Origin of the sequence: Geobacillus sp. WSUCF-018B (assembly GCF_002809985.1) — a bacterium.
Lineage (GTDB): Bacteria > Bacillota > Bacilli > Bacillales > Anoxybacillaceae > Geobacillus > Geobacillus thermophilus.
Map to the genome: position 1 here is coordinate 32,371 of NZ_PIJF01000001.1, position 24,128 is coordinate 56,498.

Sequence of the window (24,128 nt, forward strand, 5' to 3'; positions counted from 1 at the left end):
GGAGGTGAACAGAATGGCAGACGTATTGGAACGTGTCACGAAAATCATCGTCGACCGGCTCGGGGTTGACGAATCGCAAGTGACGCTCGAGGCGAAGTTCAAAGACGATTTGGGTGCTGACTCGCTCGACATCGTCGAATTGGTCATGGAGCTCGAAGACGAATTCAACATGGAAATTTCCGACGAAGAAGCGGAAAAAATTGTCACAGTCGGAGATGCTGTGAACTACATAAAAAGCCATCTGTAATCCCGCTTTTTTGCAAAGTCCCGTTGCTCCGAACGGGGCTTTCTCTGCTTTTTAAGAGGCGCACGGGACCTAGCCGCGGAAAAAAGGCGCCTTTGCCACTCGCGTAGCGGGATGGTGAACGGATATAATAAAGGATAGTATACGGCCAGTTTTGTCTGGAACGAAGTCGGAGGGCATTTTTATGTCAAAACAAAAAGACAAAGAACGCATCCACGAAAAAAGGCGGGCGAAGTTTCAAGAACTGCAAAGGAAAATCGGGATCACCTTCCAAAATGAAAAGCTGTTGATGCAAGCGTTCACCCATTCATCGTATGTGAATGAGCATCGGCGGCGGCTCCACGAGGATAATGAACGGCTCGAGTTTTTGGGCGACGCCGTGCTGGAGCTGACCGTTTCCCAATATTTGTTTCAAAAATTCCCACATATGAGCGAAGGGCAGTTGACAAAGCTGCGGGCGGCCATTGTCTGCGAGCCGTCGCTTGTGAAATTTGCCAACGCCCTGTCGTTTGGCGAACTCGTTTTGCTTGGCAAAGGCGAGGAGCTGACCGGCGGACGGACGCGCCCGGCGCTTTTGGCTGACGTGTTTGAAGCGTTTATCGGCGCCCTTTATTTGGATCAAGGAATGGAGGCGGTCCTCCATTTTTTAGGGCAAACGATCTTTCCCAAAATAGATGAAGGTGCTTTTTCTCATGTGATGGATTTTAAAAGCCAGCTGCAGGAACTCGTGCAGCGCGACGGCAGCGGGACGCTTGAATACACCATTTTGGAAGAAAAAGGACCGGCCCACAACAAAGAGTTCGTCGCCCGCGTGGCGTTAAACGGCCAAGAGCTCGGCATCGGTGTCGGCCGCTCCAAAAAGGAAGCCGAGCAGCATGCGGCACAAATGGCGCTTGAGACGCTGCGGGCTGCCGAGCGGCCATAGAAGGCTGGCGCTTTTACGTCAGTCTTTTTGTATGAACATTTTTTCTCGACGCACTGTGGTGGTATATTGAAAACAGCAGCCTGTCCCGGTCCGCTCCGGCGGGCCGAGATCAAAGCGGAAAGATGGTGAAGCATTGTATCATGTTCCTGAAACGGTTAGATGTGATCGGCTTCAAATCATTCGCCGACCGCGTATCGATTGATTTTGTCCCCGGTGTCACGGCGGTTGTCGGCCCGAACGGAAGCGGCAAAAGCAACATTACCGACGCGATCCGCTGGGTGCTCGGCGAGCAGTCGGCGAAATCGCTGCGCGGGGCAAAAATGGAAGACGTCATTTTCGCCGGCAGCGACTCGCGCAAGCCGCTGAATGTCGCCGAAGTGACGATCACGCTCGACAACGAAGATGGCTTTTTGCCGCTTGAGTATCAAGAGGTGAGCATCACCCGGCGCGTTTACCGCTCCGGGGAAAGCGAGTTTTTCATCAACCGCCAGCCGTGCCGCTTAAAAGATATTGTCGATTTGTTTCTGGACTCCGGGCTTGGCAAGGAGGCGTTTTCGATCATCGGCCAAGGCCGGGTCGAAGAAATTTTAAGCAGCAAGCCGGAAGAGCGGCGTACGATTTTTGAAGAAGCGGCCGGTGTCTTGAAATACAAGCTGCGCAAAAAAAAGGCGGAAACAAAACTTGCGGAAACACAAGACAACTTGCATCGCGTCAACGACATTTTGCATGAGCTCGAACAGCAGCTTGAACCGCTTCGGATGCAGGCGTCAATCGCCAAAGAGTATTTGGAAAAACGCGAGGAGCTCGAGCGGTTTGAAGTGGCGCTTATGGTGCACGACATCGAGGAGCTGCACCGGCAATGGAGCGGACTGAAGGAAGCGCTTGATCGGCACCAGCAAGAGGAAGGAGCGCTGGCGGCGGCGCTGCACAAAATGGAAGCCCATATCGAACAGCTGCGCGACCAAATGGCGGCCATTGACGAGTCGATCGACGGCCTGCAGCAAGTGCTGCTGTTGGCAAGCGAGGAGCTTGAAAAACTCGAAGGCCGGAAGGAAGTGTTAAAAGAGAGGAAAAAAAATGCAGAAAAGCGGAAAGAGCAGCTTGAGGAGACTGCCGCCGCTTTAACGGCGAAACAGCGCCGCCTGGCCGAACGGCTCCGTGCAGAGCGGGCTGAGCTCGCCCGGCTTGAGGGCGCTGCCGCGGCGCTGGAGAAAGAGCTGAAAGAGAAACAAATGTCGCTTTCCGAGTATGAGGTTGATCTTGAGGAGGAGATCGAGCGGCGAAAGGGCGATTATATCGACCTTGTCCACGAACAAGCGGCGTTGAAAAACGAGCGCACGCATGTGGAGCAGGCGATCGGCAAGCTGCAGGCCAAGCGGGCGGCGCTCGACGAAGCGAACCGCCACCATCTTGCTGAACGCGAGCAGATAGAACGAAAACTGGCGGCTTCGCGCGCTGAGCAGTCCCGCCTTGAACAAGCCATCGCTGAGACGAGCGGGAAGCTGGCTCATATGACGGCCGCACTTGCGGCACAAAAGGCGGAGCTCGAACGGAATGAGTCGCTTTTGCAGCAGGCGCGTCAATACCGGCAGCAAACAAAAGCGCGCAAGCAATGGCTGGAAGAGATGCAACACGATTATGCCGGCTTTTTCCAAGGGGTGAAGGAAGTATTAAAAGCGCGCGACCGGCTTCCCGGTATTCATGGCGCAATCGTCGAGCTGATCCGCGTGCCGGACCGCTACGAAACGGCGCTCGAAACGGCGCTCGGCAGCGCGATGCAGCACATCGTCGTCGACAGCGAAGCGGCGGCGCGGCAAGCCATCCACTATTTGAAAGCGAACGGCCATGGGCGGGCGACGTTTTTGCCGCTTGACGTCATTCAAGCGCGCGCCCTGTCGGAGCGGGAGCGGGCGATGATCAGCGGCCATCCGGCGTTTGTCGGCATCGCAAGCGAGCTGGTCGAGTACGATCGCGCCCACCAGGCGGCGATCGCCCATTTGCTTGGCCACGTCATCGTCACGGCGGACTTAAAAGGAGCCAATGAACTCGCCAAACTCCTTCAGTACCGCTATCGGCTCGTCACCCTTGACGGCGATGTCGTCAGTCCGGGCGGCGCGATGACCGGCGGCGGGGCGGCGAAAAAGACGGCTTCGCTGTTGGGCCGAGCCCGCGAGCTCGAGGCGATGGCTGCCAAATTGCGTGAAATGGATGAAACGATCGCCCGGCTCGAGCGCGATATCGCAGGGAAAGAGCGAGAGCGGGCGGAGCGGGAACGGGAGGCGGCTGCGCTGCAAGAGAAGATGGCGGCGCTGCAGCAGTCGTTGCAGGCGCAAAAAGACGAACAACGCGAACTCGACTGGCAAAAAAAGCGGATCGACGAGCGGCTCGCGCTGTACGATGAAGAAAAAGCGAACGATGAGCGTGAAGCGGCGGAACTCAACCGCCGTCTCGTCGCCGTTGACAGACAGCTTGAGCAGCTTGCCGGAAAGCTGCAAGCGATTGACGACGACATCAGCCGGCTGCAGGCGCAAAAACAGACGGAGCAAACGACAAAAGAAGCGCTGCAAGCCGCGATCACAGAACAAAAAGTCGCTTTGGCCGAGACGAAAGAACGGGTGAAACACGCGCGGCGGACAGTGGAGGAGCTTGAAACGGAATTGGCTGAAACGGCCCGCGAGCTCGAAGCAGCCGAACGGGAGCGCGCCGCCCTTGCCGCCGAAATGAACGCGCCGTCCTGGAACGAGGACGAACTGGAGCAACAGCGGCAGCAAAAGCTAGAAGACAAGCAAAAAACGATTGAACTCATCGCCAGCCGCCGCGAACAGCGGCTTGACTGCCAAGGCCGGCTTGAGCATTTGGAGCGGGAATGGAAAGAAGCGAAGCGCCAGCATAAACAGCTTGTCGATGTGGTCAAAGACGAAGAAGTGAAGTTGAACCGGCTGGACGTTGAGCTTGATAACTTGCTCACCCGGCTTGGCGAAGAGTATGGAATGTCGTTTGAGGCGGCCCGTTTGGCCTATCCGCTTGAAATCGGGGCCGAAGAGGCGCGCAAGCGAGTGAAGCTGATCAAGCGCGCCATCGATGAGCTCGGCACCGTCAATTTAGGAGCGATCGATGAATATGAGCGCGTTTCCGAACGGCACCGTTTTTTGAGCGAGCAAAAAGCCGATTTGGAAGAGGCGAAAGCGACGCTCCATCAAGTGATCGACGAAATGGACGAGGAAATGAAAAAACGGTTTTTTTCAACGTTCGAACAAATCCGCGCTCATTTCGGCGAGGTGTTCCGCGAGCTGTTCGGCGGCGGGCGCGCCGATTTGCGCCTGACTGACCCGAACGACTTGCTTGAAACCGGGGTGGAGATCGTCGCCCAGCCACCGGGGAAAAAGCTGCAGCACTTAAGCCTGCTTTCAGGCGGTGAGCGGGCGTTGACGGCGATCGCCCTTTTGTTCTCGATTTTAAAAGTGCGCCCAGTGCCGTTTTGCGTCCTCGATGAAGTCGAGGCGGCGCTTGATGAAGCGAACGTGCAGCGCTACGCCCAATATTTGAAGCGGTTCAGCCGCGATACGCAATTTATCGTCATCACCCACCGGAAAGGGACGATGGAAGAGGCGGACGTGCTGTATGGCGTCACGATGCAAGAATCGGGCGTCTCGAAGCTCGTTTCCGTCCGTTTGGAAGACTCCAAGCAACTCGTGTCGTCATAGAAAGGAGGAGCCTCGATGGGCTTTTTTCAAAAGTTGAAAGAAAAGTGGACAAAACAGGCGGATGCCGTCACGGAAAAGTTTAAGGAAGGGCTGTCGAAAACGCGCGATTCACTCGCCGGGAAAGTGAACGACTTGATCGCCCGCTACCGGAAAGTCGATGAGGAATTTTTCGAAGAGCTGGAGGAAATTTTAATCGCCGCTGACGTCGGCGTGGCGACCGTCATGGAACTGGTCGATGAGCTGAAAATGGAAGTGAAGCGCCGCAACATTCAAGATTCGGCGCAAATGCGCGACGTGATCGCGGAAAAACTGATTGACATTTACCGCGCCGGCGCCGATGACAACGAGCTTTCCGCCTTGAATATGCAAGAAGGAGGGCTGACGGTCATATTGTTCGTCGGCGTCAACGGCGTTGGCAAGACGACGACGATCGGAAAACTGGCGCATAAGCTGAAATCGGAAGGGAAATCGGTGCTCTTGGCCGCAGGCGACACATTCCGCGCCGGAGCGATCGAGCAGTTGGAAGTATGGGGCGAACGCGTTGGGGTCGATGTCATTAAGCAGGCGGCCGGCTCCGACCCGGCGGCCGTTATGTACGACGCTATTCAGGCGGCAAAAGCACGCAGCGTTGACGTGTTGTTGTGCGACACAGCCGGGCGGCTGCAAAACAAAGTGAACTTAATGAAAGAGCTTGAAAAAGTGAAGCGCGTCATCAGCCGCGAAATCCCGGGCGCTCCGCATGAAGTGCTGCTTGTGCTTGATGCGACGACCGGGCAAAATGCGATGAGTCAGGCGAAGCTGTTTAAAGAAGTGACCGATGTGACCGGCATCGTGTTGACAAAGCTCGACGGAACGGCAAAAGGCGGCATCGTGCTCGCCATTCGCAACGAGCTGGCCATCCCGGTGAAATTCGTCGGCCTCGGCGAAAAGATGGATGATTTGCAGCCGTTTGATGCAGAAAAATATGTATACGGACTGTTTGCCGGTTTGTTCGATGAACAATAACGGCTAGTTGGCCAGTTGCATGCCGTTTAGCGGCTCGTACGGCATCGGCGCGGCCTGCATCCGTGTTTTCCCGCCAGGCTGGCGGCCAACCGCGCCCCAGCCTTGCTTTTATGGGGGGAAAAATCGTCCTCATCTTGACAAGAGCCGGAAAACAAAGTACACTCACTTGTAAAGGGAATTTACTTAACAACGGGGGAGGGAGCGTTCGGTGCTCGAAAAAACGATGCGCATGAACTATTTGTATGATTTTTATCACGCGCTGCTGACGCCGAAACAGCGCAATTACATGGCGCTGTACTACTTGGACGACTACTCCCTCGGGGAAATTGCTGAACAATATGAGGTGAGCCGCCAGGCGGTGTACGATAACATCCGGCGCACAGAAGCGATGCTTGAGCAGTATGAAGAGAAGCTCGGGCTGCTGCAAAAATATGAACAGCGGCGGCAGGCCATCGAGCGGCTGAAAGACTACATCAGCCGGCATTACGGCGCTGACGCCGAATTGGCGGCGCTTGTCCGCGAGCTGGATGAACTTGATTAAAAAAAGGGGGTGGCCGCCATGGCGTTTGAAGGATTGTCCGAACGTTTGCAGCAGGTGATGAACCGCATCCGCGGCAAAGGGAAAGTCACCGAAGCGGATGTCAAAGAGATGATGCGCGAAGTGCGCCTCGCTTTGCTCGAGGCTGACGTCAACTTTAAAGTCGTCAAAGATTTCATCAAACGGGTGAGCGAACGGGCCGTCGGGCAGGAAGTGATGAAAAGCTTGACGCCGGGCCAGCAGGTGATTAAAGTGGTCAAAGAGGAGCTGACGGCGTTAATGGGCGGCGAACAGAGCAAAATCGCGGTCGCCAAAAAGCCGCCGACGGTCGTCATGATGGTTGGCCTGCAAGGGGCTGGGAAGACGACAACGACCGGGAAGCTCGCCAACTTGCTGCGCAAGCGCCATAACCGGAAGCCGCTGCTGGTCGCTGCTGACGTCTACCGCCCGGCGGCGATCAAGCAGCTGGAGACGCTCGGCAAACAGCTGAACGTTCCTGTCTTTTCGCTCGGCGAGGACGCCAATCCAGTCGAGATCGCGAAACAGGCGCTCGAGCGGGCGAAAGAAGAGCATTACGACTATGTGCTGATCGACACGGCCGGCCGCCTTCACATTGATGAGGCGCTCATGGATGAACTGAAGCAAATGAAAGAGGCGGTCAAGCCGGACGAAATTTTCCTCGTTGTCGACGCCATGACCGGTCAAGACGCCGTCAATGTCGCGCAAAGCTTCCATGAACAGCTCGGCATCACCGGCGTTATTTTGACGAAGCTCGATGGCGACACGCGCGGCGGGGCGGCGCTGTCGATTCGCGCCGTGACGGGAGCGCCGATCAAGTTCGCCGGGATGGGCGAAAAACTGGATGCGCTCGAGCCGTTTCATCCGGAGCGGATGGCGTCCCGCATTTTAGGGATGGGCGATGTCTTGACGCTCATTGAAAAAGCGCAGGCCGCCGTTGATGAGGAGAAGGCGAAAGAGCTCGAACAAAAAATGCGCACGGCCACCTTCACGCTTGACGACTTTTTGGAGCAGCTCGGCCAAGTGCGCAAGCTCGGACCGCTTGACGAACTGATTAAAATGCTGCCGGGAGCCAATAAAATCAAAGGGCTTTCCAACATTCAAGTCGATGAAAAGCAAATCGCCCGCGTCGAAGCGATCATCCGCTCGATGACGAAAGAGGAGAAAATGCATCCGGAAATCATCAACGCTAGCCGCAAAAGGCGGATCGCCAAAGGGAGCGGCACGACCGTGCAAGACGTCAACCGGCTGCTCAAGCAATTTGATGACATGAAAAAAATGATGAAAATGATGACGAATATGCCCAAAGGGAAGAAAAAAGGATTTCGCTTCCCATTTATGTAAATGATGTTCTGTTAAGCGAAAAACCTTTACAAACGGAAAAAGAATTGTTAATATACTATCTTGTGTGAACACTATACGGAGGTGCGTACAAACTATGGCAGTAAAAATTCGTTTAAAACGCATGGGCGCAAAGAAAAAACCGTTTTACCGCATTGTTGTGGCGGATTCCCGCTCGCCGCGCGACGGCCGCTTCATTGAAACGATCGGCACATACAATCCGGTTGCGGAGCCAGCTGAAATCAAAATCGATGAAGAGCTGGCGCTCAAATGGCTGCAAAACGGTGCCAAACCGTCCGACACGGTGCGCAGCTTGCTGTCGAAACAAGGCATTTTAGAGAAGTTCCATAACTTGAAATACGGCAAATAAGCGGGATGCACATGAAACCGCTCATTGAAACGATCGTCAAGGCGCTTGTCGATCATCCGGAGGCGGTGGCGGTCGAAACCCGTGAGGAAGAGACGGCCGTCATCTATGAACTGTCGGTGCACGATGACGATATCGGCAAAGTGATCGGCAAACAAGGACGGACGATCCATGCGATCCGCACGGTCGTCTATGCCGCCGCCGCTGGATCGCCCAAGCGGGTGATTGTGCACGTGAAAGAAAAAGGGTGAGGATGTTCCTCTCCCTTTTTTGATATCGCCGTAAAGGGGGATGGGGATGAAGCTCATTCAAACGGTCGAAGTGCGGCAAGTTGTCACCGAGCGGAGCAAACAAGAGCTTGCGGCGGCATTTGCGGCGCGCAAGCAGCAGTTGGAGCGCGAGTGCGGCCAGCTTCGCTTCGAGCAAAAGCGGATGGAAAAAAGCGGGAAATACCCGGCTAGTCTTGTAAAGCAATATTTTGCCAAAGAAATCGACGACCGGATGGAGAAAATCAAGCTGCTTGAGTTTCAGCTTGAACAGTTACATATGCTATCGTTAGGAAGTGAATTGAAAGAGCGGGAAGTCGAGGCGCTCATTGAGGTGAACGTCGGCGACCGCTGGGAAGAGGTGACGAAAACGCGCGCCATTATCGTTGAAGACGGCGTCGTGAAAGAGATTCGCTAAGGAGGGAGCAAAGAATGGAACGATGGTTTAACGTCGGCAAAATCGTCAATACGCACGGCATTCGCGGCGAAGTGCGCGTCATTTCCCGCACCGATTTTCCGGAAGAGCGATACAAAAAAGGAAACAAGCTGTACATTTTCCGCGAACGCGACAGCGAGCCGATCGAAGTGACGGTGAAAAGCCATCGCGTCCATAAATCGTTCGACTTGCTGTCGTTTGAAGGCTATGACAGCATCAACGATGTCGAACCGTTTAAAGGAGCGATGCTGAAAGTGCCGGAAAGCCAGCTTGGTGAACTCGCGGAAGGCGAGTATTATTTCCATGAAATCATCGGCTGTACCGTCGTAACGGAAGAAGGAGAAACGATCGGCACGGTCAGGGAAATTTTAACGCCGGGGGCGAACGACGTCTGGGTCGTCCGGCGCGGCGACGGCACCGATGCGCTCATTCCGTACATCGACGAAGTCGTTCTTCGCGTCGATCCGGCGCAAAAAACGATCATCATCCGACCGATGGAAGGGCTGCTTGAATGATGCGGATCGATATTTTGACGCTGTTTCCCGACATGTTTTCCGGCGTATTGAATGAGTCGATTTTAAAGAAGGCGCAAGAAAAAGGGGCGGTGGACATCCGGCTTGTTGACTTCCGCGAATTTGCCGACAACAAGCATAAGACGGTTGATGATTACCCGTACGGTGGCGGCGCCGGCATGGTGCTGAAGCCGCAGCCGATTTTCGACGCGGTGGAACATGTGACAGCCGGCTCGCCTGGCGCGCGCATTATTTTGCTTTGCCCGCAAGGCGAGCGCTACACGCAAAAAAAGGCAGAAGAGCTCGCCCAAGAAGAGCATTTGGTGCTTATTTGCGGCCATTACGAAGGATATGATGAGCGCATCCGCCAATATTTGGCGACCGATGAAATTTCGATCGGCGATTACATTTTAACAGGCGGGGAGCTCGGCGCCATGGTCATCGTCGACAGCGTCGTCCGCCTGCTGCCCGGCGTGCTCGGCAACGAAGCGTCGCCGGTTGACGACTCGTTCAGTTCCGGCCTGCTGGAGTATCCGCAATACACAAGGCCAGCCGACTTTCGCGGCATGAAAGTGCCGGACATTTTGCTTTCCGGGAACCACCAGCTCATTGCCGAATGGCGCGAGAAGGAGTCGCTCCGGCGCACGTTTTTGCGCCGCCCGGATTTGCTCGCCGGCTATCCGCTCACCGAGAAACAAAAGCAATGGCTGAAAGAGTGGGAACATGAACGCGAAACGGAAAACAGCGGCTCTCAATGCGAATAACTATTGCTTGCGCCCGGCGTTTATGCTATCATATCTTTTGTGTGACTGAAGCAGTCCGCTTAAGGACGGAAAACGATGTTCCGCTGCAATGATCAAACGCATTGGCATGAACATCTGTGGAAGGAGTGGAAAATGATGCATCATTTAATCCAAGAGATCACGAAAGAACAATTGCGGACCGACTTGCCGGATTTCCGCCCGGGCGACACGGTGCGCGTCCACGTGAAAGTTGTGGAAGGCAACCGCGAACGCATCCAAGTGTTTGAAGGTGTCGTCATCAAACGGCGCGGAGCGGGCATCAGCGAAACGTTCACCGTCCGCAAAGTGTCCTATGGCGTCGGCGTTGAGCGCACATTCCCGGTGCATACGCCGAAAATCGCAAAATTGGAAGTCATCCGCCGCGGGAAAGTTCGCCGTGCGAAATTGTACTACTTGCGTGAACTTCGCGGCAAAGCGGCGCGCATTAAAGAAAAAACGGCCCAATAACGGGCAACGGTGGATCACAGCGGAAAAGGAGCTTGCTTTCAAGCTCCTTTTTTCACTATCGATCAGCCGAACGGACAAATGATCATGTAGGTGGGAGAACGATGGAAGAGAAAAAAAGCGAATGGCGCGAATGGCTGAAAGCCATTGTTGTTGCGGTGCTGTTGGCCGGGGGCATCCGCTACTTTATTTTTGCCCCGATTATCGTCGACGGCTATTCGATGAGGCCGACGTTACATAATCACGAGCGGATGATTGTCAATAAGTTGGCCTACAAAATCGGCATGCCGCATCGTTTCGATATTATTGTGTTTCATGCCGAGGAAGGGAGAGACTATATTAAACGGGTGATCGGCTTGCCGGGCGACCGGATCGAGTACAAAAATGATACCTTGTACGTAAACGGCAAACCGTATAAAGAGCCGTATTTGGACGAATATAAAAAGCAGGTTGCCGACGGGCCGCTGACCGAGCCGTTTACACTTGAGGAATTGACCGGGCGGAGCACGGTGCCGGAAGGGCATTTGTTCGTCATGGGCGACAATCGCCGATACAGCAAAGACAGCCGCCATATCGGCTTCATTCCGATGTCAAAAGTCGTTGGCAAGGCGAATCTTGTGTATTGGCCGCTTTCTGACGCCCGGATTGTGAAATAAACGAGGCAGGTGATGCCAATGACAGTGATTCAATGGTTTCCCGGCCATATGGCAAAAGCGAAGCGGGAAGTGCAAGAAAAATTAAAGTTGATCGACGTAGCGTTTGAGCTGCTTGACGCCCGTTTGCCGATGTCATCGCGCAACCCGATGATCGATGACATTCTCGGACAAAAGCCGCGCCTCATTTTGCTCAATAAGGCGGATATGGCCGATGAGGCCGTGACTGAGCAATGGATCCGCTATTTCCGCGGCCAAGGCCGAACAGCCATCGCCATCGATGCGCAAAGCGGGACGGGGGTCAGGCAAATCGCTTTCATTGCCAAAGAAATGGTAAAAGAGAAATTTGAGAAAATGCGGGCGAAGGGCATTAAAAATCCACGCCCCGTGCGGGCGCTCATTGTCGGCATCCCGAATGTCGGCAAATCGACGCTCATCAACCGGCTCGCCGGCCGCCATATCGCCAAAACCGGCGATAAGCCGGGGGTGACGAAAGCCCAGCAATGGATCAAAGTCGGCAAAGAAATGGAGCTGCTTGATACGCCAGGGATTTTATGGCCAAAGTTCGAGGATGAAGACGTCGGCTTCAAGCTCGCGGTCACCGGAGCGATCAAAGATGAAATTTTGAACTTGCAAGACGTCGCTGCCTATGCGCTCCGCTTTTTGTCAGTCCATTATCCGGAACGGCTGTCGGAGCGCTACCGCCTTGACAGCATCCCCGATGACATCGTCGCCTTATTTGACGCCATCGGCCGGCGGCGCGGCTGCCTGACAGCGGGCGGCGGCATTGACTATGACAAGGTCGCTGACATTGTCTTATACGACATTCGCACCGAAAAATTAGGACGGTTGAGTTTTGAAACGCCCGCTTCCTGGACGTAATGGCGTCCGGCGGGCGTTTTTTGCTTCACAGCCGGCTGAACATGGCCGATAGTATAAGTAGAAAAGGGAGAGAAACATGAAGGAGTACACGGTAAAAGAAATCGAAGCGCTGCTTCCGGAGCTTGGCGGCGAGGATGACCCGCGCTGGGAGATGCTGCGGCGCGATGAACGGAAAAGCGTGCAGGCGCTGCTTGCCCGTTTTGTGAAACAAAAAGAGCGGGAAAAAGCGATGCGGCGGCGTTGGGAGGAGTTGATGCGCTATGAGCGTGAACTGTACGCCGCCGGCATCGAACGAATCGCCGGCATTGACGAGGCCGGGCGCGGGCCGCTTGCTGGCCCGGTCGTCGCGGCGGCGGTCATTTTGCCGCCTGACGCCTACTTGCCAGGGCTTGACGATTCGAAACGGCTGACAGCAGCCAAGCGCGAGGCGTTGTTTGCGCAAATTGAGGCGTGTGCGGTTGCGGTCGGCATCGGCATTGTCAGTGCGGCGGAAATTGATGAGCGGAATATTTACGAGGCGACGAAACAGGCGATGGCAAAGGCGGTCAGCGCGCTGTCGCCGCCGCCTGACTACTTGCTCGTTGATGCGATGGCGGTGCCGTGCGCGCTGCCGCAGCGGCGCCTGGTGAAAGGCGATGCCAACAGCGCTTCGATCGCCGCGGCTTCCATTATGGCCAAAGTGACGCGCGACCGGCTGATGAAAGAGCTCGACCGCCGCTATCCGCAGTACGGGTTTGCCCGCCATATGGGCTACGGGACGCCGGAGCATCTCGAGGCGATCCGCCGTTACGGCATAACGCCGGAGCACCGCCGCTCGTTCGCGCCGGTAAAGGAAGCGGCGGGCGTTGAAAATTAGCCGGCCCCACGGCTGGGATGCGGGCCGGGACGAAAGGAGGAAAGCAAAATGGTGGAGCGGATGGAACGAACCGTTCCTGTAGCCGCCGTCCGTGATGCGGCGTCAAGCGGACAGTTTCGGCCGGGGCAGGCGGTTGTCGGCCGAATCGAGCGGGTGGAAGAGGCGGAGACGGGGGAGCGGACAGCGCTTGTCCGCACCGGCGGCCGCCTCGTGCGCGCCCGCCTCGAGGCGCCGCTTGCCGCCGGGCGCACGTACTTGTTTGAAATCAAGGAAAGCGGCAGCAACGTTTACTGGAAAGCGGTCGCGCTTTCCGAACCGGAGCAGGCGGTTCCCCGTGAAGATGTCGTCCGCCGATGGCAGCAGGCGTGGAAGCTGCCCGAGGCCGCGCTCCCGGTGCTTCGCCAAGCGCTGAAGGCAGGCGCGGCCGTAACGAAAGAAGAAGCGGCGGAACTGGCCGCAGCGGTGCAGAAAACCGGCCGGCCAGCCGACGCAGAGGAGGTGCTTGCTTATTTGTTCCACCGCCGCCTCCCGCCGTCTCCCGCCGTATTTCGCGCACTGTGGGCGGCGCGGACCGGAGAGCCGCTCGCAGTGCAGCTTGAAAGGCTAAAAGCGATGTTCACTGAACGTTCTTCAGGCCCGATGGCGCCGGTGTTCAAGCAGGCGGCCGACCGTCTTCTTTCGCCGCCGCTGTTCGCCTATGAGGCAGCGGTGCGCCTGTTGTTGACAGCGGAAGAAGGAGCGGAGGGGCCGGCTCATGCGCTTCTTTTCCGCCTCGGGCTTGTTCCGCTGCCGGCAGGGCGGATGGCCGCCATTCAGAACGCCATGCAGCAGCGGCAGTTTGCTGAAGTCGGGAAGCTGCTCGGCCTGACGGACGAGGAAGCGTTTTTCGCGCGCTTTGCCGCTGTCGATGCCGCCTGCAAAAGCGGTGCGCTGTCAGAGGCGGAAGCGAAGCTGTGGACGTCTGTCCGCACGGCCGGCGACCCGGCGCTGTCGCTGTTTCATTGGTTGAGGCGGATCGCTGGCCGCCTCGGGCTTGAGGATGAGGCGATGCTCGCCGAAGCGTTGAAAACAAGAGGCGCGCCGCCGATGGCTCCTTCGTTGAGACGGCTGCTTCTTCATCTGCTCGGCGGAGCGGGAAGCAAAGAGGCAGAAGCCGCGGCGGAAGCGTTTCTTGACCGCCTTGACGGAATGGCCGTCATCGCCGGAAGCGATGGGCCTGTCGGGCACATTTGGATTTCTTTTCCTTTGCCGCTGGGCGGGCGCAACCACGATTTTTCGGTTTATTGGCAAGGGCGGCGGAAGGATGGAGGGGCGCTTGATCCCGATTATAGCCGCATCGTTTGCAGCGTCACGCTCGAACAACTGGGCGGGATTTTGATCGATATGCGTGTGCAGCGGCGGATCGTCCACATTTCCCTTTTTCACGATGATCCGAGGCTGCCGGAGCTCGCTCATCGCTTTGCCCCGCTGGTGAAAGAGCGTCTTCAGGCGCACGGTTATCTGCTGTCGGGCATTGATGTGAAAGCGGCCGAAGCTAGTCCCCCGGCCCCTTCCGTGCTGCCGTTTGCCGGCTGCAGCAGCGAGGTGGATTGGCGCGTATGAGCGAGGAGCGGAAAAAAGCGGTCGCCCTGTCCTATGACGCGGCGGTTCACGAAGCGCCTGTCGTGAAAGCGAAGGGAGCGGGAACGGCGGCGGAAGCGATCATCGCTGCCGCCCGACAGCATGGCGTGCCGATTCGAAAGGACCCGTCGCTCGTTGAACTTCTCAGCAAAGTGGAAATCGATAACACGATTCCGGAAGCGCTGTATGCGGTTGTGGCGGAGTTGTTTGCGTTCCTTTATCAGCTGGATCAGGCGGCGAAACAGGAAACGGAGGGGGAAAAGGGATGATTTTCCAATCTCCTAATTTCTCAATTTTGCGGCGAAACGGTGGACAAGCGGGAAATGTTAGGTATAAAATGAAAGCGCTAAGACTTTTTCAGTTTCATACATAGGAGGTTGGCGCATGAACATTCATGAATACCAAGCAAAAGAAATTTTGCGAAGCTATGGCGTAAGCGTGCCGAACGGCCGCGTCGCGTTCACGGTTGATGAAGCAGTGGAAGCCGCCAAAGCGCTCGGCACGCCGGTATGCGTTGTCAAGGCGCAAATTCATGCCGGCGGGCGCGGCAAAGCGGGCGGGGTGAAAGTGGCGAAAAGCTTAGAGGAAGTCCGTACATACGCCAGCGAACTGCTCGGCAAAGTGCTCGTCACCCACCAAACCGGCCCGGAAGGAAAAGAAGTGAAACGGCTGTTGATTGAAGAAGGGTGCGACATCCAAAAAGAATACTATATCGGCCTTGTCGTCGACCGCGCCACCTCGCGCGTCGTGTTGATGGGCTCGGAAGAAGGCGGCACGGAAATCGAAGAAGTCGCGGCGAAAACGCCGGAGAAAATTTTCAAAGAGTACATTGACCCGGCCGTCGGGCTGCAGGCGTTCCAAGCGCGCCGCTTGGCGTTCAACATCAACATTCCGAAGCATCTCGTCAACCAAGCGGTCAAATTTATGATGGGCTTGTACCAAGTGTTTGTCGACAAAGACTGCTCGATCGCCGAAATCAACCCGCTTGTCGTCACCGGCGACGGCAAGGTGATGGCGCTTGACGCGAAGCTGAACTTTGATTCGAACGCGTTGTACCGCCACCCGGACGTGCTCGAATACCGCGATTTGGACGAAGAAGATCCGAAAGAGGTTGAAGCATCGAAATACGACTTGAACTACATCGCCCTTGACGGCAACATCGGCTGCATGGTCAACGGCGCCGGCTTGGCGATGGCGACGATGGACATCATCAAATATTACGGCGGCGAGCCGGCCAACTTCCTCGATGTCGGCGGCGGCGCCAGCGAGGAAAAAGTGACGGAAGCGTTCAAAATCATTTTGTCGGACCCGAACGTGAAAGGCATTTTCGTCAACATTTTCGGCGGCATTATGAAATGCGATGTCATCGCGAGCGGCATCGTCGCAGCGACGAAGCAAGTCGGCCTCACGCTTCCGCTTGTCGTCCGTCTTGAGGGCACGAACGTCGAGCTCGGGAAAAAGATTTTAGAAGAATCGGGCTTGAACATTACGGCGGCGGAATCGATGGCGGACGGCGCGCAAAAAATCGTCGAGCTAGTACGTTAAGAAAGCGAGGGAGACACGTGAGCGTTTTTGTCAATAAAGATACGAAAGTGATCGTACAAGGGATTACCGGTTCGCAAGGGCTGTTTCATACAAAACAGATGATTGAATACGGCACGAACATTGTCGGCGGCGTTACGCCGGGCAAAGGCGGCACGGAAGTCGAAGGCGTGCCGGTGTTTGACACCGTTTCCGAAGCGGTCGAAAAAACAGGCGCGAACGCCTCGGTCATTTACGTTCCGCCGGCGTTTGCTGCAGACGCCATTATGGAAGCGGTCGACGCCGGGCTTGATCTTGTCGTCTGCATCACCGAAGGCATTCCGGTGCTCGATATGGTGAAAGTGAAGCGGTACATGGAAGGGAAAAAGACTCGCCTCATCGGCCCGAATTGCCCGGGCGTCATTACGCCGGAAGAGTGCAAAATCGGCATTATGCCGGGCTACATCCATAAAAAAGGGCACGTCGGCATCGTCTCGCGCTCCGGCACGCTGACGTATGAAGCGGTTCACCAATTGACGCAAGCCGGCATCGGCCAATCGACGGCGGTCGGCATTGGCGGCGACCCGGTCAACGGCACGAACTTCATCGATGTGCTGAAGGCGTTTAACGAAGACGAGGAGACGTACGCGGTCATTATGATCGGCGAAATCGGCGGCACGGCGGAAGAAGAAGCGGCCGAATGGGTGAAAGCGAACATGACGAAGCCGGTCGTCGGCTTTATCGGCGGGCAAACGGCGCCTCCGGGCAAACGGATGGGCCATGCCGGCGCCATCATTTCCGGCGGCAAAGGCACGGCGGCGGAAAAAATCAAGAAAATGACCGAATGCGGCATCAAAGTAGCGGAAACGCCGGCCGTCATCGGCGAAACGCTCATTTCGGTCTTGAAAGAGCGCGGTTTATACGAAAAATGCAAAACGCATTAACATGGGGCCCCGCACGTTGCCGTGCGGGGCGCTGTTTGCCATTGACGCAGAAAGGAGAATGGTATGTACGATACAGTTCGCGACCGGCTCATTCATCTTCACCATTGCCGCGGAGCCGGCTGGAAGACGATCCGCTCTCTGCTTGACGCGGACCCGACGCTTGCCGCTCCATTTTCCATGCCCCCTCAATCCCTTCGCCCGCTCGTTCCGCTTACTTCTCAACAATTCGCCGCTTTTTTCCGCGACCTGCATTCCATTGATCTTTACCGACTCATCAAAACGTATCAAGCTCGCCGCATTCACGTCATAACCGTGTTCGATGATCACTATCCGCCGCTGTTAAAGCATATTTACGCGCCGCCATGGGTGCTGTATGCAAAAGGGAACGCCGGCTTGCTTCAACAAACAAAGTTGATCAGCATCGTCGGCACGCGGCGCCCGACCAAAGACGGGCTCGAAGCGCTTGACAAGCTTGTTCCGCCCCTTTCGGCCGCCGGATGGACGATCGTCAGCGGGCTGGCTGCCGGCATCGACATTCATGCCCATCGGCTTGCCGTCAAGTACGGCGGAACGACGATCGCCGTCATCGCCGGTGGGCTGGATCATGTTTACCCGAAAGCGCACTGGCCCTTCGCCCGCTATTTGATGAATGAACAGCTTGTCATCGCCGAACATCCGCCGGCAACGAAGCCGCAGGCATGGCACTTTCCGGCGCGCAACCGCATCATCAGCGGACTGTCGCTCGGCACGCTCGTCGTGCAAGCGAAACGGAAAAGCGGTTCGCTCATCACCGCCGCGTATGCGCTCGAGCAAGGGCGGGAAGTGTTTGCTGTCCCCGGTCCGATCGGGGCGGCCGAGGCAGCCGGGCCGAATACGCTTATTCAGCACGGGGCAAAACTAGTGCAGGAAGCGGAAGACATCATCGTCGAATTCCCGTACGTATAATGATCATGTTTGACAAATGCGGCAATAATCATTAATAATAATGAAGATTTCAATTTACTTCCTAGGGGTGGAAGATGGATGTCAGACTACTTGGTTATCGTCGAATCGCCAACGAAAGCGAAGACGATCGAGCGGTACTTAGGAAAAAAATATACGGTCAAAGCTTCGATGGGACACGTTCGCGATTTGCCAAAAAGCCAGATGGGCGTTGATATAGACCGCGGCTACGCATTGAAATATATTACGATTCGCGGCAAAGGCCAGGTGATTAAGGAGCTGAAAACGGCGGCCAAAAAGGCGAAAAAAGTGTTTCTTGCCGCCGACCCGGATCGGGAAGGGGAAGCGATCGCCTGGCATTTGGCCCACATGCTCGATTTAGACATTCACTCAGACTGCCGCGTCGTTTTTCATGAAATTACAAAGGATGCCATTCAACAGTCGTTCCAGCAGCCGCGCTCCATCAACATGAATCTTGTCGACGCCCAACAGGCGCGGCGCGTGCTCGACCGCCTCGTCGGCTACAACATCAGCCCGCTCTTATGGAAAAAAGTCAAAAAAGGGTTGAGCGCCGGCCGCGTCCAATCGGTTGCGCTCCGTCTGATCATCGACCGGGAAAAAGAAATTCGCCAGTTTCAGCCGGAAGAATATTGGACGATTCAAGCGACGTTTCAAAAAGGGGATGAGGCGTTTGCGGCTTCGTTTTACGGGATGGACGGCGAAAAGCGGGAATTAAAAACGGAAGCGGACGTCAAAGCGGTGCTCGCCCGCTTGAGCGGGCCCGCGTTTACGGTGAAAACGGTGACAAAGCGGGAGCGAAAACGTAGCCCGGTGCCCCCATTTACCACATCGTCACTGCAGCAGGAGGCGGCGCGCAAGCTGAATTTCCGCACGAAAAAGACGATGATGATCGCCCAGCAGCTGTACGAAGGGATCGACCTCGGCAGCGAAGGAACGGTCGGGCTCATTACGTACATGCGCACCGATTCGACGCGCATCGCCGAAACGGCGCAGCAAGAGGCGGCAGCGTACATTGAGGCCAAATTCGGCGCGGCGTACGTCAGTCAGGAGAAGCGGAAAGAAAAGAACAGCGCGAACGCCCAAGACGCCCACGAGGCGATTCGCCCGACCTCGGCGTTTCGCGATCCGGAGAACGTGAAGCCATATTTGACGCGCGACCAGTTTCGGTTGTATAAACTCATTTGGGAACGGTTTATCGCCAGCCAGATGGCGGCGGCGGTGCTCGACACCATGAGCGTTGAGCTGGAAAACAACGGCGTCGTGTTCCGCGCGAGCGGCTCGACGGTGAAGTTTCCGGGGTTTATGAAAGTGTATATTGAAGGGACGGACGATCAAGCGGAAGAGCAAGACCGGCTTCTTCCGGACTTGACGGAAGGGGAGACGGTCAAGAGCGAGGCGGTCGACCCGAAGCAGCACTTTACCCAGCCGCCGCCGCGCTATACGGAAGCGCGCCTTGTCAAAACGTTGGAGGAGCTCGGCATCGGCCGCCCATCGACCTACGCCCCGACGCTCGATACGATCCAAAAACGCAACTACGTCGTGTTGGAAAACAAACGGTTCGTCCCGACGGAGCTCGGGGAAATCGTTGTCGAGCTGATGCTAGAGTTTTTCCCGGAAATCATCGATGTCGAGTTTACGGCGAAAATGGAAAAAGAGCTGGATGAAATTGAAGAGGGAAAAGTGGAATGGATCAAAGTCGTCGATGAGTTTTACCGCGAGTTCGAGAAAAGGTTGAAAGTGGCGGAAAAAGAAATGCGCGAAGTGGAGATTAAAGACGAGCCGGCCGGGATCGACTGCGACATATGCGGCAGCCCGATGGTGTACAAAATGGGCCGCTTCGGCAAGTTTATCGCCTGCTCCAATTTTCCCGAATGCCGCCATACGAAGCCGATCGTCAAACAAATCGGCGTCAAATGCCCGAAGTGCCATGAAGGAGAGATTGTCGAGCGCAACACGAAGAAAAAGCGGATCTTTTACGGTTGCAGCCGCTTTCCGGAGTGCGATTTTGTCTCCTGGGATAAGCCGCTTGCCCGCCCATGCCCGAAATGCGGCGGCCTGCTTGTCGAGAAAAAGTTAAAAAAAGGCGTGCAAGTGCAATGCACGGCCTGCGATTATGAAGAACAGCCGGAAACATAACGGAGTGTTGAACACAATTCAGAATTTTAGAAAAAAATAGTTGCGCTGCAACCAATCATATGGTACGATGTAGAGGCATTGCGGGGTGAGGCGATGAAAAATGCGACATTTGCGTTACAATTGTTCATGGAATATTTACAAATCGAGAAAAATTATTCACAATATACTATTGCGTGCTACCGGCGCGATATTGAGCAGTTTTTCCAGTTCATGAACGAAGAAGGGATCAATGAGCTTGACCAAGTCGCCTACAGCGACGTCCGCTTATATTTGACGAAACTGTATGGCCAGCATTTGGCCAGCCGTTCGGTCGCCCGTAAAATTTCCAGTTTGCGCAGCTTTTACAAATTTTTGATGCGCGAAGGGCGGGCGGCCGAAAATCCGTTTGCGCTTGCGACACTGCCGAAGAAAGAGCAAAAAATTCCTAATTTTTTATACCCGAAAGAATTAGAAGCGTTGTTTCTTGTCAATGATGAAAATACGGCCCTCGGCCAGCGCAATGCGGCGCTGCTTGAGTTGTTGTACGCGACTGGCGCTCGGGTTAGTGAATGTTGTCACATACAGCTGTCTGATGTCGATTTTGTTGCGGAAACTGTGCTCATTCACGGCAAAGGAAACAAGCAGCGCTACGTTCCGTTTGGCCGTCCGGCCCGCGAAGCGCTTGAACGGTATATTCATGGGGGCCGACGCGAGCTGACCAGAAAGCTGCGGGCGGACCACCGCTATTTATTTGTCAACGCCCGAGGCAATCCGCTCACGCCTCGGGGAGTGCGCCATATTTTGGATCGGATTGTCGAAGCTGCTGCGCTGACGCAAAACATCAGCCCGCATGTGCTTCGGCATACGTTTGCGACTCATTTGCTCAACGAAGGGGCCGATCTCCGTTCGGTGCAGGAACTGCTCGGCCATGCGCATTTGTCATCGACGCAAGTGTATACACATGTAACGAAAGACCGGTTGCGACATATTTATTTGCAGGCGCATCCGCGGGCATAGCCCGCATGTAAGGAGGGGAAAGCGATGGAACGCTTTCATGCAACGACGATTTTTGCCATCCGCCATAACGGCGCAGCGGCGATGGCTGGCGACGGCCAAGTGACGTTCGGCAACGCCGTCGTGATGAAGCATACGGCGAAAAAAGTGCGGCGCCTGTTTCAAGGCAAAGTGCTAGCCGGCTTTGCCGGCTCAGTGGCGGACGCGTTTACGCTGTTTGAAATGTTTGAAGGCAAGCTGGAACAGGTCAACGGCAACTTGCCGCGCGCGGCCGTCGAGCTGGCGAAAGAGTGGCGGAGCGATAAAGTGCTGCGCCGCCTTGAGGCGATGTTGATTGTCATGGATAAGGAACATTTGCTGCTGATTTCCGGCACAGGGGAAGTGATTGAACCGGATGACGGCATGCTCGCCATCGGCTCGGGCGGTCAGTATGCGTTGGCTGCTGGGCGTGCGTTGAAGAAGTACGCCGGCGGCTCGATGACCGCCAAGGAGATTGCGAAGGCGGCGCTGGAGATCGCCGCTGACATTTGCGTTTATACGAACAGCCATATTATTGTCGAAGAGCTGTAAAAAGGAGGAGGCCGATGATGGCGGAATCGTTGACTCCACGGCAAATTGTTGAGAAGCTCGACCAGTTTATCGTCGGACAAAAAGAGGCGAAAAAGGCGGTGGCGATCGCGCTTCGCAACCGGTACCGCCGCAGTTTGCTCGATGAAAAACTGCGCGATGAAGTAATGCCGAAAAACATTTTAATGATCGGCCCGACCGGGGTCGGGAAGACGGAGATCGCCCGCCGTCTCGCGAAGCTCGTCGGCGCGCCGTTTATCAAGGTTGAGGCGACGAAATTTACGGAAGTCGGTTATGTCGGGCGCGACGTCGAATCGATGGTGCGCGATTTGGTCGAAACATCCGTCAGGCTTGTGAAAGAGCGGAAAATGAATGATGTGAAAGACCGGGCCGAGCAGCAGGCGAACAAGCGGCTCGTTGAACTGCTCGTTCCGGGCAAACAAAAGCAAACGATCAAAAACCCGCTCGAGCTGTTGTTTGGCGGCCAAGGGAATCCGTCGGACAACAGCTACGGCCATGAGGACGAACAAATCGAGCAAAAACGGCGTCAAGTCGCCTGGCAGCTGGCAAACGGCCAGCTCGAAAACGAGATGGTCACGATTGAAATTGAGGAGCAGACGCCAATGCTCTTTGACTTTTTGCAAGGGACGGGCATTGAGCAGATGGGCGTGAATATGCAAGACGCGCTCAGCAGCCTGATGCCGCGGCGACGCAAAAAGCGGCGCCTGAAAGTGAGTGAAGCGCGCAAGGTGCTCATCAATGAAGAAGCGCAAAAACTGATCGACATGGATGAAGTGACGCAAGAGGCGGTCCGCCTCGCCGAACAGTCGGGCATCATCTTTATCGATGAAATTGATAAAATTGCCCGCAGCGGGGCGGTGTCCGGCTCGGCCGACGTCTCGCGCGAAGGGGTGCAGCGCGACATCTTGCCGATCGTCGAAGGATCGACGGTCATGACGAAATACGGACCGGTCAAAACGGACCATATTTTGTTCATCGCCGCCGGCGCGTTTCATATGGCGAAGCCGTCCGACTTGATCCCTGAGCTGCAAGGCCGGTTTCCGATCCGCGTCGAGTTGGCGAAACTTTCGGTTGACGATTTCGTAAGTATATTGGTCGAGCCGAATAATGCGCTCATTAAACAATATCAGGCACTTTTGGCAACAGAAGGTATAAGTCTTGAATTTTCTGACGATGCTATTCGTAAGATTGCCGAAGTGGCCTTCGAAGTCAACCAGACGACCGACAACATCGGCGCGCGCCGGCTGCATACGATTTTGGAAAAACTGCTTGAGGATTTGCTGTTTGAAGCGCCCGATATCGGGCTCGACAAAGTCGTCATCACGCCGCAATACGTTGAGCAAAAACTCGGCAGCATCGTCAAAAACAAAGATTTGAGCGAATTTATTTTATGAGGAGGAGATGGACTCGATGAACTTGCTAGAGAAAACACGAAAAATCAACGCCATGCTGCAGAAGGCAGCCGGGCGGCCGGTCAATTTCAAAGAGATGGCGGAAACGCTTTGCGATGTCATTGAAGCGAACGTGTTCGTCGTCAGCCGCCGCGGCAAACTGCTTGGCTTCGCCATTAAACAGTCGATTGAAAACGAACGGATGAAACGGATGCTTGAGGAGCGCCAGTTTCCGGAAGAATACACGAAAAAATTGTTCAACATTACGGAAACGTCCCCTAATATCGATATTAATAGCGAATATACGGCGTTTCCAGTGGAAAATCGTGACTTGTTCAAAACCGGTTTGACGACGATCGTTCCGATCAACGGCGGAGGCGAACGGCTCGGCACGCTTATTTTGTCGCGCCTTGATCGCGAGTTTGATAACGATGACCTGATTTTGGCCGAGTATGGCGCAACGGTCGTCGGCATGGAAATTTTGCGTGAAAAAGCGGAAGAAATCGAAGAGGAAGCGCGCAGCAAGGCGGTCGTGCAAATGGCGATCAGCTCGCTTTCTTACAGCGAACTTGAGGCGATTGAACATATTTTTGAAGAGCTTGACGGAACGGAAGGGCTGCTTGTCGCCAGCAAAATCGCCGACCGCGTCGGCATCACCCGTTCGGTGATCGTCAACGCCCTGCGCAAGCTTGAAAGCGCCGGCGTCATCGAATCGCGCTCGCTCGGCATGAAAGGAACGTACATTAAAGTATTGAATGACAAGTTTTTAAGCGAACTGGAAAAATTGAAATCAAGCTGAACGGCATAGCTGCCTAAGCCCGCTGGGTATTTTGGCCCGGCGGGTTTTTTGTTGTTGACAAACATCTTTGGCATCGTTTTTCTGTCATGGCATCTTCGAAAAATAGTACCAAGTTCCGTCTATACATTAGGTTTTCTTTCCCGTAAAATGAAAATTAGCAGAAATTGTCGAAAAATAGG

The 24,128-nt window shown here is 55.4% G+C and carries 25 protein-coding genes; all 25 read left to right on the forward strand.

Annotation, left to right across the window (positions count from 1 at the left end; all coding sequences use genetic code 11):
- The first annotated feature begins 13 nt into the window (after positions 1-13).
- The 25 genes from acpP (at position 14) to codY (ending at position 23,949) form a co-directional block, all read left to right on the forward strand.
- A complete protein-coding gene (gene acpP / locus CV944_RS00175) occupies positions 14-247 on the forward strand; it encodes an acyl carrier protein (protein WP_033016040.1) in 234 nt (77 codons plus the stop codon).
- Positions 248-428: 181 nt separating this feature from the next.
- Complete coding sequence (rnc, locus tag CV944_RS00180) at positions 429-1,169, forward strand: ribonuclease III (RefSeq protein WP_033011161.1); 741 nt, start codon at positions 429-431, stop codon at positions 1,167-1,169.
- A gap of 140 nt (positions 1,170-1,309) precedes the next feature.
- Positions 1,310-4,873 carry a chromosome segregation protein SMC gene (smc, locus tag CV944_RS00185; RefSeq protein WP_100663727.1) on the forward strand — a complete coding sequence of 1,188 codons (3,564 nt, stop codon included), beginning with the start codon at positions 1,310-1,312 and terminating at the stop codon, positions 4,871-4,873.
- 15 nt (positions 4,874-4,888) lie between these two features.
- Positions 4,889-5,878, forward strand: coding sequence for a signal recognition particle-docking protein FtsY (ftsY, locus tag CV944_RS00190; RefSeq protein ID WP_044741314.1), 990 nt, complete (start codon positions 4,889-4,891; stop codon positions 5,876-5,878).
- 208 nt (positions 5,879-6,086) lie between these two features.
- A complete protein-coding gene (locus CV944_RS00195) occupies positions 6,087-6,419 on the forward strand; it encodes a putative DNA-binding protein (RefSeq protein ID WP_033011156.1) in 333 nt (110 codons plus the stop codon).
- 18 nt (positions 6,420-6,437) lie between these two features.
- Positions 6,438-7,778, forward strand: a complete 1,341-nt coding sequence (gene ffh, locus CV944_RS00200; RefSeq protein WP_033011155.1) for a signal recognition particle protein — start codon at positions 6,438-6,440, stop codon at positions 7,776-7,778.
- A gap of 94 nt (positions 7,779-7,872) precedes the next feature.
- Positions 7,873-8,145 (forward strand): 30S ribosomal protein S16, encoded by a 273-nt coding sequence (gene rpsP, locus CV944_RS00205; protein ID WP_033011154.1) that lies wholly within the window; start codon positions 7,873-7,875, stop codon positions 8,143-8,145.
- A gap of 11 nt (positions 8,146-8,156) precedes the next feature.
- Positions 8,157-8,393, forward strand: a complete 237-nt coding sequence (locus CV944_RS00210) for a KH domain-containing protein (protein ID WP_014195433.1) — start codon at positions 8,157-8,159, stop codon at positions 8,391-8,393.
- Positions 8,394-8,439: 46 nt separating this feature from the next.
- Positions 8,440-8,826, forward strand: a complete 387-nt coding sequence (locus CV944_RS00215) for a YlqD family protein (RefSeq protein WP_055358405.1) — start codon at positions 8,440-8,442, stop codon at positions 8,824-8,826.
- Between the two features lie 14 nt (positions 8,827-8,840).
- On the forward strand, positions 8,841-9,359 hold the full coding sequence (gene rimM / locus CV944_RS00220; RefSeq protein ID WP_033011151.1) for a ribosome maturation factor RimM: 519 nt from the start codon (positions 8,841-8,843) through the stop codon (positions 9,357-9,359).
- Complete coding sequence (gene trmD / locus CV944_RS00225) at positions 9,359-10,120, forward strand: tRNA (guanosine(37)-N1)-methyltransferase TrmD (protein WP_162839645.1); 762 nt, start codon at positions 9,359-9,361, stop codon at positions 10,118-10,120. Before rimM ends, trmD begins: the two co-directional genes overlap by 1 nt.
- A 135-nt stretch (positions 10,121-10,255) precedes the next feature.
- Complete coding sequence (gene rplS, locus CV944_RS00230; RefSeq protein WP_014195437.1) at positions 10,256-10,606, forward strand: 50S ribosomal protein L19; 351 nt, start codon at positions 10,256-10,258, stop codon at positions 10,604-10,606.
- A 101-nt stretch (positions 10,607-10,707) separates the two neighbouring features.
- Complete coding sequence (gene lepB / locus CV944_RS00235; RefSeq protein ID WP_100663728.1) at positions 10,708-11,259, forward strand: signal peptidase I; 552 nt, start codon at positions 10,708-10,710, stop codon at positions 11,257-11,259.
- A 12-nt stretch (positions 11,260-11,271) separates the two neighbouring features.
- Entirely contained in the window at positions 11,272-12,138 is an 867-nt protein-coding gene (gene ylqF, locus CV944_RS00240) for a ribosome biogenesis GTPase YlqF (protein WP_033011146.1), read from the forward strand.
- 76 nt (positions 12,139-12,214) lie between these two features.
- Positions 12,215-12,994, forward strand: a complete 780-nt coding sequence (locus CV944_RS00245) for a ribonuclease HII (protein ID WP_100663729.1) — start codon at positions 12,215-12,217, stop codon at positions 12,992-12,994.
- A 48-nt stretch (positions 12,995-13,042) separates the two neighbouring features.
- The gene (locus tag CV944_RS00250; RefSeq protein ID WP_014195441.1) at positions 13,043-14,596 is read left to right on the forward strand and encodes a hypothetical protein; all 1,554 of its coding nucleotides are present in this window, start codon (positions 13,043-13,045) and stop codon (positions 14,594-14,596) included.
- Positions 14,593-14,883, forward strand: a complete 291-nt coding sequence (locus tag CV944_RS00255; protein WP_061580839.1) for an EscU/YscU/HrcU family type III secretion system export apparatus switch protein — start codon at positions 14,593-14,595, stop codon at positions 14,881-14,883. The genes CV944_RS00250 and CV944_RS00255 overlap by 4 nt, the downstream gene beginning before the upstream one ends.
- 115 nt (positions 14,884-14,998) lie before the next feature.
- Positions 14,999-16,159 carry an ADP-forming succinate--CoA ligase subunit beta gene (gene sucC, locus CV944_RS00260; protein ID WP_020278184.1) on the forward strand — a complete coding sequence of 387 codons (1,161 nt, stop codon included), beginning with the start codon at positions 14,999-15,001 and terminating at the stop codon, positions 16,157-16,159.
- A 17-nt stretch (positions 16,160-16,176) separates the two neighbouring features.
- Positions 16,177-17,079, forward strand: coding sequence for a succinate--CoA ligase subunit alpha (sucD, locus tag CV944_RS00265; protein ID WP_015374401.1), 903 nt, complete (start codon positions 16,177-16,179; stop codon positions 17,077-17,079).
- A gap of 63 nt (positions 17,080-17,142) precedes the next feature.
- A complete protein-coding gene (dprA, locus tag CV944_RS00270; protein ID WP_100663730.1) occupies positions 17,143-18,024 on the forward strand; it encodes a DNA-processing protein DprA in 882 nt (293 codons plus the stop codon).
- A 78-nt stretch (positions 18,025-18,102) separates the two neighbouring features.
- On the forward strand, positions 18,103-20,178 hold the full coding sequence (topA, locus tag CV944_RS00275; RefSeq protein ID WP_100663731.1) for a type I DNA topoisomerase: 2,076 nt from the start codon (positions 18,103-18,105) through the stop codon (positions 20,176-20,178).
- 93 nt (positions 20,179-20,271) lie between these two features.
- A complete protein-coding gene (xerC, locus tag CV944_RS00280; RefSeq protein ID WP_033008159.1) occupies positions 20,272-21,174 on the forward strand; it encodes a tyrosine recombinase XerC in 903 nt (300 codons plus the stop codon).
- Positions 21,175-21,198: 24 nt separating this feature from the next.
- Positions 21,199-21,741 (forward strand): ATP-dependent protease subunit HslV, encoded by a 543-nt coding sequence (gene hslV / locus CV944_RS00285; RefSeq protein WP_033008157.1) that lies wholly within the window; start codon positions 21,199-21,201, stop codon positions 21,739-21,741.
- Positions 21,742-21,758: 17 nt separating this feature from the next.
- Positions 21,759-23,153: an ATP-dependent protease ATPase subunit HslU gene (gene hslU, locus CV944_RS00290; protein WP_063211246.1), complete on the forward strand. Its 1,395-nt coding sequence runs from the start codon at positions 21,759-21,761 to the stop codon at positions 23,151-23,153.
- A 16-nt stretch (positions 23,154-23,169) separates the two neighbouring features.
- Positions 23,170-23,949 (forward strand): GTP-sensing pleiotropic transcriptional regulator CodY, encoded by a 780-nt coding sequence (gene codY, locus CV944_RS00295; protein ID WP_033016011.1) that lies wholly within the window; start codon positions 23,170-23,172, stop codon positions 23,947-23,949.
- The last annotated feature ends 179 nt before the right edge of the window (positions 23,950-24,128 follow it).

Bases quoted from the DNA above. Each gene is read 5' to 3' on its own strand.
- hslV (WP_033008157.1), top strand. From the start codon at position 21,199: ATGGAACGCTTTCATGCAACGACGATTTTTGCCATCCGCCATAACGGC.
- sucC (WP_020278184.1), top strand. From the start codon at position 14,999: ATGAACATTCATGAATACCAAGCAAAAGAAATTTTGCGAAGCTATGGC.
- hslU (WP_063211246.1), top strand. From the start codon at position 21,759: ATGGCGGAATCGTTGACTCCACGGCAAATTGTTGAGAAGCTCGACCAG.
- ftsY (WP_044741314.1), top strand. From the start codon at position 4,889: ATGGGCTTTTTTCAAAAGTTGAAAGAAAAGTGGACAAAACAGGCGGAT.
- ffh (WP_033011155.1), top strand. From the start codon at position 6,438: ATGGCGTTTGAAGGATTGTCCGAACGTTTGCAGCAGGTGATGAACCGC.
- ylqF (WP_033011146.1), top strand. From the start codon at position 11,272: ATGCCAATGACAGTGATTCAATGGTTTCCCGGCCATATGGCAAAAGCG.
- CV944_RS00255 (WP_061580839.1), top strand. From the start codon at position 14,593: ATGAGCGAGGAGCGGAAAAAAGCGGTCGCCCTGTCCTATGACGCGGCG.
- rnc (WP_033011161.1), top strand. From the start codon at position 429: ATGTCAAAACAAAAAGACAAAGAACGCATCCACGAAAAAAGGCGGGCG.
- smc (WP_100663727.1), top strand. From the start codon at position 1,310: ATGTTCCTGAAACGGTTAGATGTGATCGGCTTCAAATCATTCGCCGAC.
- CV944_RS00215 (WP_055358405.1), top strand. From the start codon at position 8,440: ATGAAGCTCATTCAAACGGTCGAAGTGCGGCAAGTTGTCACCGAGCGG.
- lepB (WP_100663728.1), top strand. From the start codon at position 10,708: ATGGAAGAGAAAAAAAGCGAATGGCGCGAATGGCTGAAAGCCATTGTT.
- rimM (WP_033011151.1), top strand. From the start codon at position 8,841: ATGGAACGATGGTTTAACGTCGGCAAAATCGTCAATACGCACGGCATT.
- rplS (WP_014195437.1), top strand. From the start codon at position 10,256: ATGCATCATTTAATCCAAGAGATCACGAAAGAACAATTGCGGACCGAC.
- trmD (WP_162839645.1), top strand. From the start codon at position 9,359: ATGCGGATCGATATTTTGACGCTGTTTCCCGACATGTTTTCCGGCGTA.
- topA (WP_100663731.1), top strand. From the start codon at position 18,103: ATGTCAGACTACTTGGTTATCGTCGAATCGCCAACGAAAGCGAAGACG.
- dprA (WP_100663730.1), top strand. From the start codon at position 17,143: ATGTACGATACAGTTCGCGACCGGCTCATTCATCTTCACCATTGCCGC.
- acpP (WP_033016040.1), top strand. From the start codon at position 14: ATGGCAGACGTATTGGAACGTGTCACGAAAATCATCGTCGACCGGCTC.
- codY (WP_033016011.1), top strand. From the start codon at position 23,170: ATGAACTTGCTAGAGAAAACACGAAAAATCAACGCCATGCTGCAGAAG.
- CV944_RS00245 (WP_100663729.1), top strand. From the start codon at position 12,215: ATGAAGGAGTACACGGTAAAAGAAATCGAAGCGCTGCTTCCGGAGCTT.
- CV944_RS00250 (WP_014195441.1), top strand. From the start codon at position 13,043: ATGGTGGAGCGGATGGAACGAACCGTTCCTGTAGCCGCCGTCCGTGAT.
- xerC (WP_033008159.1), top strand. From the start codon at position 20,272: ATGAAAAATGCGACATTTGCGTTACAATTGTTCATGGAATATTTACAA.
- CV944_RS00210 (WP_014195433.1), top strand. From the start codon at position 8,157: ATGAAACCGCTCATTGAAACGATCGTCAAGGCGCTTGTCGATCATCCG.
- rpsP (WP_033011154.1), top strand. From the start codon at position 7,873: ATGGCAGTAAAAATTCGTTTAAAACGCATGGGCGCAAAGAAAAAACCG.